Here is a 13,118-nt window from a genome sequence, read left to right as displayed (position 1 = left end):
CATCAGGCGTGGAGCGCCGGTCTGCCTGGCTGGCGTCGCCGAGGCGGCGGGCGCTAAATCGCCGCCAACAACTCCCCCAACTGCTCCAGGCTCGCCAGGTTGTGCACCGGCAGGAAGTCGTCGACGTGGGGGAGCGCGGCCACGATGCCGCGCGTCAGCGGCTGGTAGTCGGCCGAGCCGAGCAGCGGATTGAGCCAGATCAGGCGGTGGCAGCTTCGGTGGAGGCGTTCCATCTCGTGGCCGAGGAGACCGATGTCGCCGCGGTCCCAGCCGTCGCTGATGATCAGCACCGCGGCGCCCTGGCCGAGGAGGCGCCGGCTCCAGGTGAAGTTGAACTCGCGCAGCGCCTCGCCGGTGCGGGTGCCGCCGCCCCAGTCTTCGATGCGGTGAGCGGCGGCCTGGAGCGCCCGGTCCACGTCGCGTTCGGCCAGTTCGCGGGTCAACCGGGTGAGCCGGGTGCCGAAGGCGAAGGACTCGACCTTCGAGACGCCGGGATCGGCCGATCGCGGGTGGGAGACCGCGTAGATGAAGTGGAGCAGCAGCCGCGAGTAGGGCTCCATCGACCCGGAGATGTCGCAGATCAGGACCAGGGGGCGTCGCCGGTGCTTGCGGTCACGGCCGACTAGGTGGATCATCTCGCCGCCGTGGGCCAGGCTGCGCCGCAGCGTCCGGCGCAGGTCGAGGCGATGGCCGCCACGGCTCGGCCGGAGGCGCCGGGTGCGCCGGGTTTCGAGCTCCCAGTGCATCGTCGCCATCAGCCGCTTGATCTCGTCGAGTTCGTCGCCCTCGAGTTCGGCGAAGTCCTTCTTGCGCAACGCCTCGCGCGCGCTGTAGAGCGGTGTGCGGGCTGTTCGGTCGTGGTCGTCCGGATGGTCGGCGTCGCCGTCGTCACCGTCCCGGAGCGCCAGCTTCTGAAGCGCCGCGCGTTTCGTCCGCTCGGTCTGTCGCTGGACGAGGAGCCCCAGCTCGAGTTGCTCGAGTTCCCGCGGATCGCGGGCCTGCCAGAAGAGTTCGAAGGCCTTGTCGAACCAGGGCAGGTCGCGGCGGCGGCTGACCAGGACCGCACGGGCAGCGGCCTTCACGTCTCCCTTGCGGGCGAGGTCGACGAGCTCCAGGGCGGCCACCCAGTCGCGGAGCTGGGTCGGCGTGACGTCGAGGCTGCCGACCCTCAGAAGACGTCCGAAGAGGACGATGTTGCGGAGCAGGTGGCCGCGGGTGGCCGCCACGACCCCGGCACTGCTAGTCACCGGCTGACCGGCTCTTCCGGAGCAGCCGGCGGACCGCCTCGTCGTCGATCTTGTCCAGGTCGTCCTGGTACTTGAGCAGCACGCCGAGGGTGTCGCGCAGGATCTCGTCGGAGAGCGTTTCCTGGTCGAGGGCGATCAACGCGTTCGTCCAGTCCAGTGTTTCCGCGACGCCGGGATGCTTGAACAGGTCCTCCTCCCGGAGCGCCTGGACGAGGCGGACGATCTCGGCGGCGAAGTGCTCGGGCGCCTCGGGGACGCGGCGGAGCACGATCTGCACTTCCTTCTCGTAGTCCGGGAAGTCGATCCAGTGGTACAGGCAGCGGCGCTTCAGCGCGTCGTGGACCTCGCGGGTGCGGTTCGAGGTGACGACCGCGACCGGCGGCGTCTCGGCGGCGACCGTGCCGATCTCCGGGATCGTGATCTGGAAGTCGGCCAGGATCTCGAGCAGGTAGGCCTCGAACTCCTCGTCGGCCCGGTCCAGCTCGTCGATCAGCAGCACCGGCGGAGCCTCGCCTTGGCGACTCTGCCGGACGGCCCGCAGGAGGGGGCGTTCGAGCAGGAAGTCGGTCGAGAAGACGTCGTCGACGGCGGTGCGGGCGTCGGCAACGCCGGCCGCCTCGAGGCCGCGCAGGTGAAGTAGCTGGCGGCGGTAGTTCCACTCGTAGACGGCGGTCGAGACGTCGAGCCCTTCGTAGCACTGGAGCCGGATCAACTCGGAGTCCAGGCAGCGGGCGAGGACCTTGGCGACCTCCGTCTTGCCGACGCCGGGCTCACCTTCCAGGAAGATCGGCTTGCCCATGCGAAGCGACAGGTAGATCGCGGTTGCGAGGTCGCGTTCGGCGATGTAGTCCTCGGCGCGGAGTGCCGCGATCACCGCGTCGACGTCGGGGAAGCCCCGGTCCGTGCCGGCTCCGGAACGCTGAAAGTCGGGTGAAACCGTCATGACGACGTCACAGGTCGATGATCGCGTCGATCTCGGCTGGCAGCGGCCTGGGTTTCGACAGCAGGGAGATGCCGAAGAACAGGGTCAGCGACAGCAGGAGCGAGATGGCGCCGCCGTGAATGCCGTGGGGTACCTGGATCTTCGCGATCTCGATGACGAAGTTGACCAGCAGGCCCGAGACGATCGCCACGTTCGCCGCCAGCGGCGTCGCCCGCTTCCAGTTGAAGCCGATCGCCACGGTCGGCACGAGCGCCGCCGCGAACGTGCCCCAGCCGAAGGTGCCGAGCAGGGCGACCAGGTCCTCCTTCGAAAGGCTCACGAAGAGTGCCGCGCCGACGGCCAGGACGAGCGTCGCCACCCGCGCCCAGAACAGCTCCCTCTTGATGGGCTTGCCGGTGAGCGCCTTGGGAATGTCGTGGATGATCGCGGCGGCGCCGATGTTCAGGAAGCCGTCCGCGGTCGACATGATCGCGGCGAATAGCCCGGCGAAGACGACGCCGGCGAGGATCGGGTGAGCGTAGGACTGGAGGAACGCGTAGGCCGCGTCGTCGGGCTGGCCGAGCTCGGCGTGGTCGCCGCCGACGACGAGCGCGCGCATCGCGAAGCCGATCGCGATCCAGAGCAGCGCGGCCAGCGTGCCGGCGATCGCGCTGACCAGGAAGATCTGCTTGAACTGGCGGATCCGTTTGTTCATCATCAGCTTGGTGACGATGTGGGGTTGCCCGCAGGCGCCGACCACGAACAGCAGGTAGTAGGACAGCGCCCCCATGATGCCGAGGGTGCCCCAGGGGCCGATCGCCTCCGGGTCGTCGTTCACGACCGTCATCGCGCCGCCGGCAACGCCTCCGTCGACCGCGTGGATGGCGGCGATCAGCACCAGGACCCCGGCGATCGCCATCACCGCGCCCTGGACGACGTCGGTGTAGACGCCGGCGATGATGCCGCCGGTCACGCAGTAGAAGACGAGGACCGCGACGGAGATCGCCATCGCCACGCCGAGGCTGACGTGGGGGACCCAGTCGACGCTGTTCAGGATCTCCTGCAGCACGACCGCCATCGCCATGATCTGTGCCGCCAGGTAGCCGACAACGCCGAGGATGATCGCCACGGCGGTCAGGAAGCGGCTCGTTTCGCTCTGGTAGCGAAGCGCCACCGTATCCGGCAGCGACACCGTCTGGTACACCTCGGAGAAGATCCGGAGCCGCTTGGCGACCAGGAAGAACGTGAAGCAGCTCGCGACCGTGCCGCAGACGATCATCCACACGGACGTCATGCCCTGGCTGTAGACGAGACCAGGGCCGCCGACGAAGCCGAAACCGGAGAGCGTGCTCGAGAAGAGGGCGAAGGCGGTGACGATGATCCCGAGTTCGCGCCCGGCCATGAAGAAGTCCTGGGTCGACTTCGTGCGCTTGAGCGCCCAGATACCGACGCCGATGCATAGCGCGAAGTAGATGACCAGGCAGGTCAGGACGACCGCGTTGCGACTCTCCTCCATCAGTCGGCCACTGCCTCCGCCGGGTCGCCACTGGCCGCTTCAAGCTCCTTCTGGCGCTGGGCCGCCGCGAGTTCCGCGACCTTCTGCTCGTCTTCCTCGGTGAAGAACCAGCGGTCGAAGATCCGCATGTAGATCACCATGAAGAACACCGGGAACGGCCACACCGCGTAGAACACCCAGGCCGTGGGCCTGGGAAAGCCCAGGAACAGGGTGTGGGTCTCTTCGGTGGCGTAGCGCTGGTAGGAGAAGACGAGCGCGGTGAAGATCGCCGCCAGGACCAGAGTGCCGAAGATCAGGGGCTGCTTCGCCGGCCCCAGGGAGGCGCCGTCGTCCTTGCGCCGCTGCATCCCCATCGCCAGGCAGCCGCCGAAGAACAGGACCTGGAAGAGCACGAAGGTCCAGCCGATCCAGAGCGTCGTGGCGTGACGTTCGGCGCCCGGGCCGCCCTGGCGCATCGTGGCGAAGCGGTCATGCTGGAAGCCGCTGCTGCTCACCACCTGCTCGGTCGCGCCGTCCTGCACGACCACTTCCGTTGGCGCGACGAAGGCCGCGCCGACGGCGAGGCACATGCCGATCAGGGTCAGGAAGACGAACCAGTGGAGCTTCATGGGATAGGCGCCTGGAGCGGAGAAAGCCGCGGCAGCCTACCGCAAGAGAGAGGAAACCAGCGTGGCCGCGTTGCTATGGTCCGGCGCCATGGAGGGTGCTTCGGCACTGGCAGACAAGCCGCTCCGCCGCCTGCTGGCGTACATGCGCCTGGCGCCCGGCGCCTACGGTCTGGGCGGGGTTCTCACCCTCCTCTACGCGTTCTTCTTTCAGCTCATTCCGCTGTCGATCCGGAGCATCGTCGCCGCGTTCGAAAATGCCCCCGAGGAGGTCGGGCGAGCGATCCTCTGGCTGGTCGTCGCTTCGGTGTGTCTGGCTCTGGCGCGGCTGTACTCACGCACCGTCATGTTCAACATCGGCCGGCAGATCGAGTTCCGCATCCGTAACGACTACTTCACGCACCTCCAGAGCCTGCCGCAGTCTTTCTACCTCGCTCACCGCACGGGCGATCTCATGTCGCGGGCCGTGAACGACATCAACAGCATCCGGATGTTCTTAGGAATGGGTCTGCTGAACCTGCTGCAGACGCCGGTGCTGTTCGCGGGCGCCCTGATCGTGCTGCTGCCGGTGGACGCCACGCTGACGCTTTGGGCGCTGGCGCCCTTCCCGCTCTTCGTCCTGATCACGCGCCACTACAGCCGCTACATGTTCCAGGCCAACCTGGCCGGCCAGGAGCAGCTTGGCAAGGTCTCGACGGTCGTGCAGGAGAACGCGTCGGGCGCGCTGGTGGTCAAGGCCTACGACCTGTCCGACCTGGAGCGCGACCGCTTCGAGGACCAGAACCAGGAGCTGTTCCGGCGGATGATGAAGGTCGGGGTCATGCAGACGACGATGTTCGCCAGCGTCGGCCTGGTGCCGTCCCTCTCGGCTGCCGTCGTCCTGTGGCTGGGTGGCCAGCGGGTACAGACCGGGCAACTCGGCGCCGAGGACCTGTGGCTGTTCTGGGGCCTCATCGCGATGCTGACGTTCCCGATGATGATGCTGGGCTTCGTCGTGTCGATCACCCAGCGCGGCCTCGCGGCGCTGGAGCGGCTGGGCTCCGTCCTCGACATCGTGCCGTCGATTCGCGACCACGAAGACGTGGCTGACATCGCGGAGATCGCCGGCCGGGTCGAGTTCAGGAACCTCACGTTCACCTATCCGGGGAGCTACGTGCCGGCGCTCAAGGACGTCGATCTCGTCGCCGAGGCCGGCACTACGGTGGGCATCGTGGGCCCCGTCGGTTCCGGCAAGACGACCCTGGTCAGCCTCGTGCCGAGGCTGCTCGAGGTCGACGACGGCGCGATCCTGATCGACGGCGTGGATCTCAACCTGATGCCGGTTCATCTGCTCCGTTCGAGCATCGCCATGGTGCCGCAGGACAGCTTCCTGTTCTCCATCTCCGTCGCCGAGAACATCCGCTACGGCGTACCCGACGCTCACCTCGCGGAGGTGAGGAGGGCGGCTGCCCGGGCCCAGGTCGAACGGGAGATCGAGGAGTTCGAGGACGGCTTCGACACAGTCGTCGGCGAACGCGGGGTCACCCTGTCGGGCGGTCAGCGCCAACGCGTCGCCCTGGCGCGCGCGATGATCCTGCGTCCGTCCATCCTCATTCTTGACGACTCCCTCTCGAGCGTCGACCACGGCACCGAGGAGGCGATCCTCGGCGACCTCGAGGGTCGGCGCCGCGGCCGCACCTGCTTCATCGTGGCGCACCGGATCTCGGCCGTGAGGCACGCCGATCAGATCGTCGTGCTCGAGAACGGCCGGATCACCGAGCGCGGGACCCACCGCGAGCTCGTCGAGCTGGGCGGCTTCTATGCCCGCCTGCACCATCGCCAGCAGCTCCTGTCAGAGCTTCAGCTCGGCGATGGCGGTGCGGCGGTGCCGGAACCCGCCGCCCGTGTCCGGGCCGCGGCCGCTTCCGTGCAGCAGCGGTTGCCTCTGGAGAAGCCGTCATGAGCGAGGAGCGGAGCGAGGCTGCCGAACTCGGCCGCGAGCGGGACCTGGGCAAGGTCTACGACACGGAACTGATCAAGCGGCTGTGGCCGTTCATGCGGCCCTACCGCGGCTGGATCGCGTTCAACTTCGCGATGATTCCGCCGCGCGCCCTCCTCGAGTTGATGCCGGCGCTGGTCGTCGGTGCGGCGTTGAACTACCTGACCGAGGGAGTGGCGACGACGGAAGTCGGGTGGATGGCGCCCTTCGTCGTGCCGCGCCTGGGACTGGGGCCCCTGGCCTGGATGTTCGGGCTGGTGTTCCTCATCTCGATCGTCACGTTGAGCGTCGACTGGCTGCGCGCCTTCACCATGATTTCGCTCGGCCAGCGCACGGTGCGCGACGTCCGCAGGACGCTGTTCGATCACGTCCAGCGGTTGCCGATGCGCTTCTTCGACCGCTACCCGGTCGGCCGCCTGGTGACGCGGCTCACGAACGACCTGGAGCACCTGGCGGAGATGTTCTCGGCTGGCGTCATCGCGATGGTGGCCGACGTGTTCGTCATGGTCGTCATCCTCGCGATGCTGTTCGCAATCGACCCGCGGCTGGCGCTGGCGGCGCTGGCCCTGGTGCCGGTCCTGGGAATTGCGGCGGTGATCTTCCGCTACAAGGTGCGGCAGGCCTACCGGGAGGTGCGGGTCAAGATCGCGCGCCTCAACGCCCACCTGCAGGAGACGATCTCCGGCATGAAGGTGGTCCAGTTGTTCGCCCGCGAACGGCGGAACTTCGAGGACTTCAGGCGCGAAAACGCCTCCCACCGGGATTCCTGGCTGCGCTCGATCCGGTACGACGCCCTGCTGTTCTCGACCGTCGACCTGGCGACGAACCTGACCCGGGCGCTCATCTTCTGGTACGGCGCGCAGCTGGTGGGCCTGGGCGACGTCACGCTCGGCACGATCTACGTGTTCTCGGACTACATGAGCCGGTTCTTCCGGCCGCTGATGGACCTGTCGGCGAAGTACTCGGTCATGCAGTCGTCGATGGCGAGCGCCGAGCGCGTGTTCCAGCTCCTGGACGAGCCGCGGGAGCCCGAGGGCAAGGTGGAGTTGCCCGCGCGGGGCGAGGCGGCCGCGATGGGGGCGGAGCCGGCCGGCTCCGAGGTCGAGTTCGACGGCGTGACGTTCGCTTACGGTTCCGAGACGGTGCTTCGCGACGTCTCGTTCCGCGTCGGCGCCGGCGAGAGAGTGGCGATCGTCGGTCATACCGGATCCGGCAAGACGACGACGCTGAAGCTGCTTGCGCGCCTCTACGAGCTGCAGGAGGGATCGATCCGGGTCGACGGCACGGACATCCGGGACATCCCGAAGCCCGAACTGCGGCGGCGGATGGCCTTCGTGCTCCAGGACGTCTTCCTCTTCGACGGCGACCTGCGCTACAACATCGTCCTCGGCCGCGACGTCGCCGACGACGTGGTGGACGAGGCGGCGCGCGCCACCCACGTCGACGACCTGATCGAGCGGCTGCCGAACGGCTGGGCGCACAAGGTCAGCGAGCGCGGCGTCAACTTCTCGACCGGCCAGCGGCAGTTGCTCTCCTTCGCCCGCGCCCTGGCCCGGGAGCCGCAACTCCTGCTCCTCGACGAAGCCACCTCCAGTGTCGACACCGAGACCGAGGCGCTGATCCAGGACGCCCTCCACCATCTGATGGCGGGCAAGACCTCGATCGTCGTTGCCCACCGCCTGTCGACGATCAAGGACGTCGATCGCATCTACGTCTTCCACCACGGCGCCATCTGCGAGCACGGCACCCACGACGAACTCCTGGACCGCCGCGGCGTCTACTGGCGCCTCTACCAGTTGCAGTACGCGCAGCAGGAGACGGCGGCGTAGCCCTCCCATGGCGTCCACCCAACAGACGGAAGAGCGGCGGCACGTTCGGTTCGAACCCGACGAGAAGCCTCCGGGGGCGCTCGGCCTGGGGCTTGGGCTGCAGCTCGCGATGCTGGCCGTCCCGAGCATCGTGCTGGGTCCGACGATCATGATCACCCTCGCGGGCGGCAGCGACGCCTATCTCTCCTGGGCGGTTGGAGCGGCGCTGGGCATCAGCGGAATCACCACCGTCGTCCAGGCCGTCGGCGTTGGGCGCATCGGTGCCCGCTACGTGCTGCTCATGGGTAGCAGCAGCGCGTTCATCGCCATCTGCATCGCGGCTCTGGAGCAGGGTGGGCCGAGCCTGCTGGCGACGCTGGTCGTCGTCTCGTCCCTGTTCCAGTTCGTCCTCGCCGCCAAGCTGTCCCTGTTGCGCAAGATCTTCACGCCCACGGTGGCCGGCACCGTGCTCATGTTGATTCCGGTGACGCTGGCTCCGGTCATCCTGCGCAAGCTGGCCGACGTGCCCGAAGGCGCGGTGCCGGCGGCCGCGCCGGTGGTCGCGGGCGGCACGCTGCTCGTCATCACGCTGATGGTGCTCCGTTCGTCCGGTGCGTTGCGGTTGTGGGCGCCTGCCATCGGGATCGTGACCGGCTGCGCGATCGGGGGGCTGGCCTTCGGAATCTACGACACGGCGGGCGTGCGCGAAGCGGCCTGGATCGGCTTGCCGCAGTTCGCCTATCCCGGGTTCGATTTCGGTTTCGGACCCGAGTTCTGGGCCCTCCTGCCGGCGTTCGTGATGTTGACCCTGGTCGGGGCCATGGACACGCTCGGCGACAGCATCGCCATTCAACGGGCGTCTTGGCGCAAGCCGCGGGCGATCGACTTCCGCTCGATTCAGGGCGCGATGTCGGCCGACGGCGTCGGCAACCTGCTGTCGGGCCTGGCGGGCACGGTGCCGAACACGACGTACGCGACGGGCATCGCGATCGTCGAGCTCACGGGCGTGGCGGCCCGTGCCGTCGGCGTCTTCGTCGGGGTCATCTTCGTCGGGCTCGCCTTCGTCCCGAAGTTCATGGCCGCTCTCATCGCGATACCGGGGCCAGTGGTGGCCGCCTACTACCTGGTGCTTGTCGCGCTTCTCTTCATCTTTGGCGTCAAGATCCTCATGCACGAAGGCCTCGACTACCGCAGGGGTCTCATCGTGGGCGTGGCGTTCTGGCTCGGCGTCGCGTTTCAGCTCGACTGGATCTTCCCCGAGTACTTCCAGGGGTCGTGGAGCGAACTGCTCGGCAACGGCATGACGGTCGGCGGAGCGATCGTGATCGCCCTGACCCTCTTCGAGGAACTGACCGGGCCGCGCCGCCGACGCCTCAGGGTCTCGCTGAACGCCGACGCCTATCGGAAGGTCGACGCCTTTCTGACCACAGTCGGCAAGCGCGGTCGATGGTCCGAGGAGATGGTCGAGCGGGTCCGGGCGGTCGGCGAGGAGACGCTTCTCTTGCTGATCCAGCAGGACGACCAGCGAACCGACGACGACGAACGGGACCTGCTGCTGATCGGTCACGGGGACAGGGAGGAGGCAGTGCTGGAGTTCGTCGCCGCGACCAATGCGACGAACCTCGAAGACCAGCTAGCGGTCCTCGGCGAGCCGGCGGCGGGCGGACCAGTGGAGGAAGAGGTTTCCCTGCGACTGCTGCGCCACTACGCGTCGTCCGTGCGGCACCACCAGTACCACGACACCGACGTGGTCACGGTTCGGGTGACGGCAACGCAGGCGCGATGAGTTCAGCGTGGCGCTATCGCGGCCGCGACTGATGGTCCGGCGCCTCGATCTCGGTCTGTAGCCCGAGATCCCCCTGATCCTTCATCCACGCCTGCAACTTCGTGTGCAGCGCCTCGAGCCGCTCCCTGTGCTCCGGCGCCTCTGCCTGGTTCGTCAGTTCGTGCGGATCCTCGGCGAGATCGAAGAACTCGAACTCCGGGCGGTGCTGGTAGCGCTCGTACAACGCCCGGGCGGCAGCGTCCGTTTCACCGGCCTCCCGCCACGAGAAGTAGAAACCGTCGCGGTTCTCCTCCGTGACCAGGTTGGTGAAGCGGTTCTCGTGCGCGATGTTCCAGATCAGCTTGTAGCGCTCGTCGCGGATGGAGCGGATGGGGTAGGGCTCCAGGTTGGCGATGATGCCGGTCGTGGTCTGAATGCCGTAGACGACGTCGCGGTGCTTCGGGCCCGGCTCCAGCAGCAGGCCGAGCATGCTCCGGCCTTCGATTTCGGTCGGTACGGCGCCGCCGGCGGCCTCGATCCAGGTCGGCAACAGGTCGTTGATCTGGAGCAGCGCGGCTGAGGTCTCGCCGGCCGGAATCCTGCGGGACCAGCGGGCGACGAGCGAGGTGCGGATACCGGCTTCGTACAGCGTCCACTTGGCCAGGGGGCCGCTGATGCCCTGCTCGCTGTAGAACATGGTCAGCGTGTTCTCGTGCGCGGCGTGCTCCCGGAGCAGGTCGAGGACCCGGCCGAGCTGGCCGTCCATGAACGTGATCTCGGCGTAGTAGCGGGTGAGCGCCTCGCGGGTCTCCGGCGTGTCGACGAAGTAGGGCGGCAGCTCGAGCGACGCCGCGTCGTAGCGGGACCGGTCGCCCTTGTTCCAGGGCTGGTGGGGCTCGGTCGAGGCGACGATCAGGGCGAACGGCTGCTCCCCGTCGCGGCCGATGAAATCGCCGATCCGTCCGGGGTCGAGGTCGCGCCCCGCGACCTTCTCGAACGGATAGACCTCTTCCGGCGCCACGTGCGACTTGCCGGCCAGACCGACGCGGTAGCCGAGGCCGGTCAGGTAGTGGACGACGCTCTTCGTGCCGGGGTTCGCCCTGGCGTGGTTCGGGTAGGCGCCGCTTCGCACCGGGTACTGGCCGGTATAGAGCATGTGCCGGGTGGGTGAGCACATGGCGGTGGCGGTGTACATGTGGGTGAAGGTCGTCCCCTGCTCGGCCAGACGATCGAGGTTCGGGGTGTGCACCTGGGGGTTGCCCAGGGCGCCGGCGTCGCTGAACGTCATGTCGTCGGCGATGAACAGCAGGATGTTCGGCCGGTGGGCGGGCGGCGTCCAGCGGTTCACGCCGGCCGTCGGCGGCCGCCAGGCGCCGGCGGTGCGGATCGCTCCCGGTTTGGAGGCGAGCAGGGAGTCAATCGCCTCGACGCGGGCGGTGTCCTCCTGCGCGAGGTTCGCCGGATCGAGCGGCGACTGCTCGTTCGGGTCGGCGACGAGGTCGAACAGGCGGCCGTCGCTATAGCGCTTGTAGCGTTCGTCAAAGGCGTAGCGCGCCGGAGGGCCCGCGTACCAGCGGGATTCGTAGTGGATGAACAGGGCATCCCGTTCAAGCGCCGCGCCGCCCTTGAGCATCGGCAGCAGGCTCTCGCCGTCGACGTCGAGGCCCGGCGGCAGACCGGCGCCGGCCGCTTCGACCAGGGTCGGGAAGACGTCGCCGACGTCGACCAGGGTCTCGTTCACCTGCCCGCCGGGGATCGTGCCCGGCCACCAGGCCAGGTAGGGCACGTGGCTTCCGGTCTGGAGCGACCGCCCCTTGCCGCCGGGGACCTCCTGGCCCTTGCGGACCGACGTGATCCGGGTCGACGTGCCGTTGTCGCCGATGAACAGCAGCAGTGTGTCTTGTTCCAGTTCGTGCTCGACGAGCTTCGCCCGTACCCGGCCCACCAGGTGGTCCATGTAGGCCACCATCGCCGCGAACCGTTCCTGGTTCGACCCCGCGTCCGGGTGGTGCGGCGTCGTCACGAACGGGTCGTGGGGCAAGGCCATCGGGTAGTAGATGAAGAGCGGTTTGCGGGTCGCGGGATCCGCCGCCGCGTGCTCGTCGATCGCGTCGAGCACGAAGTCGTTCGTCAGGTCCGGCCCGAAGACGTCGTCGCCCCAGGTCTCCTTGCGGTCGTTCGTCACCAGGGTCGGCCCCCAGTAGCGTGAGCCGCGGCCCTCCCGCCGGAGCTGCCACAGCCGGTGCTCGTCGAAGCCCGCCTGCTGCGGCGAGGCGCCCTCGTGAACCACGTAGAGGTTGTTCGTCAACTGCCACTTGCCCGAGATCACCGTCCGGTAGCCCGCCTGCGCCAGCACATGGGCGAACGTGACGTCGGCCGGGTCGAGGTACATGAACTCCCGGTAGTTCCGGTAGTTGTGCAGCCCGGTCATCAGCTTGACCCGGGTCGGCGTGCACAGCGGCTGCGAGTGGCCGTTCTCGAACCGCACGCCCTCTGCGGCGATGCGGTCTAGCTCGGGCGTCTCGTAGGACGTGCCGCCGTAGGTGCCCAGCGTCTCGACGCCGAGATCGTCGGCGAGGATGACGATGATGTTGGGTTGGGCGGGTGTTTGGGCGAAGACCGCGCCGGTCGTCGAGACCAGGGCCAAGCCGACCAGCAGGACGATCGCGAGACGGGTCTTGGTGTGCATGGACGTCAAGTTAGCAGCCGCCCAGCGCTGGTCTGCGGCTATGGAGCCCGGTCAGCCGCCCGGCGCCCGCGCCGGACGGCCGCGGCAATCGCCAGCACCACGGCCAACGCGAGGCAAAGCAGTAGCGCGGACCCCTTCGACCGGGTGAACAGCGACGCGATTGCCACCTGCCCCGCGGACAGGTCCGGGTAACGAGTCAGCATGACGATGATCTGGAGGTTCTCGAGAAGATCGAGCGCTCCCGCCGCCAGGGGCAGATAGGCCAGCCTCCAGGCCCGTTCCGTTGGCCGGAAGCGGAAGATGATTCCGGCCAGGAAGCTGGCATAGACGAGCGGCAGCAACGAGTCCAACGTCGCTGCGGACCATGCGTACACTCGCCGCCCCTGGTCGCCGTAGCTTTCCATCTCGGCGATGACCTCCGGGTGGGTGTAGCCCGCCTTTACATCGAGCATTTCGCCTCCGATGGGCAGCGCCGGGAACACCGCGAACAAGAGAACGAGGGTCGTTGCCAGCGTGAGGCCGAGAACGAGAGTTCCGCTGACGAAGTCGAGATATGCCCTCATGGTTGCTTTCTCCTTTGTCGACTCC

Annotated in this window: 9 protein-coding genes; 3 read left to right on the top strand and 6 right to left on the bottom strand. The window is 67.9% G+C overall.

The features are described from left to right. Nucleotides 1–53 precede the first annotated feature (53 nt). Genes OXG83_09795 through OXG83_09780 form a run of 4 tightly spaced genes read right to left on the bottom strand, consistent with a single transcriptional unit; the run spans nt 54 to nt 4,293 of the window. Nucleotides 54–1,247: a VWA domain-containing protein gene (locus OXG83_09795; GenBank protein ID MCY3965323.1), complete on the bottom strand. Its 1,194-nt coding sequence runs from the start codon at nt 1,245–1,247 to the stop codon at nt 54–56. Then, nucleotides 1,240–2,190 carry a MoxR family ATPase gene (locus OXG83_09790; protein MCY3965322.1) on the bottom strand — a complete coding sequence of 317 codons (951 nt, stop codon included), beginning with the start codon at nt 2,188–2,190 and terminating at the stop codon, nt 1,240–1,242. Before OXG83_09790 ends, OXG83_09795 begins: the two co-directional genes overlap by 8 nt. A 7-nt stretch (nt 2,191–2,197) precedes the next feature. Continuing rightward, nucleotides 2,198–3,685, bottom strand: coding sequence for a hypothetical protein (locus tag OXG83_09785; GenBank protein ID MCY3965321.1), 1,488 nt, complete (start codon nt 3,683–3,685; stop codon nt 2,198–2,200). Continuing rightward, complete coding sequence (locus OXG83_09780; protein ID MCY3965320.1) at nt 3,685–4,293, bottom strand: hypothetical protein; 609 nt, start codon at nt 4,291–4,293, stop codon at nt 3,685–3,687. Before OXG83_09780 ends, OXG83_09785 begins: the two co-directional genes overlap by 1 nt. A gap of 61 nt (nt 4,294–4,354) precedes the next feature. Here OXG83_09780 and OXG83_09775 point away from each other — a divergent pair, with 61 nt between their 5' ends. The 3 genes from OXG83_09775 to OXG83_09765 are packed head-to-tail and all read left to right on the top strand — an operon-like array spanning nt 4,355 to nt 9,862. Then, nucleotides 4,355–6,232, top strand: a complete 1,878-nt coding sequence (locus tag OXG83_09775; GenBank protein ID MCY3965319.1) for an ABC transporter ATP-binding protein — start codon at nt 4,355–4,357, stop codon at nt 6,230–6,232. Then, complete coding sequence (locus OXG83_09770; GenBank protein MCY3965318.1) at nt 6,229–8,097, top strand: ABC transporter ATP-binding protein; 1,869 nt, start codon at nt 6,229–6,231, stop codon at nt 8,095–8,097. Before OXG83_09775 ends, OXG83_09770 begins: the two co-directional genes overlap by 4 nt. 7 nt (nt 8,098–8,104) lie before the next feature. After that, nucleotides 8,105–9,862 (top strand): purine/pyrimidine permease, encoded by a 1,758-nt coding sequence (locus OXG83_09765; GenBank protein ID MCY3965317.1) that lies wholly within the window; start codon nt 8,105–8,107, stop codon nt 9,860–9,862. Nucleotides 9,863–9,875: 13 nt separating this feature from the next. On the opposite strand, the gene OXG83_09760 is transcribed toward OXG83_09765, so the two are convergent. Both OXG83_09760 and OXG83_09755 read right to left on the bottom strand, forming a co-directional pair. Continuing rightward, on the bottom strand, nt 9,876–12,530 hold the full coding sequence (locus OXG83_09760) for a sulfatase-like hydrolase/transferase (GenBank protein MCY3965316.1): 2,655 nt from the start codon (nt 12,528–12,530) through the stop codon (nt 9,876–9,878). Nucleotides 12,531–12,568: 38 nt separating this feature from the next. After that, nucleotides 12,569–13,093, bottom strand: coding sequence for a hypothetical protein (locus tag OXG83_09755; protein MCY3965315.1), 525 nt, complete (start codon nt 13,091–13,093; stop codon nt 12,569–12,571). Nucleotides 13,094–13,118: the final 25 nt, after the last annotated feature.

The sequence above is a fragment of the Acidobacteriota bacterium genome, from assembly GCA_026707545.1.
Lineage (GTDB): Bacteria > Acidobacteriota > Thermoanaerobaculia > Multivoradales > Multivoraceae > Multivorans.
Note: the sequence above shows the minus strand (reverse complement) of the source record. Positions and strands in the feature narration are given on the sequence as shown.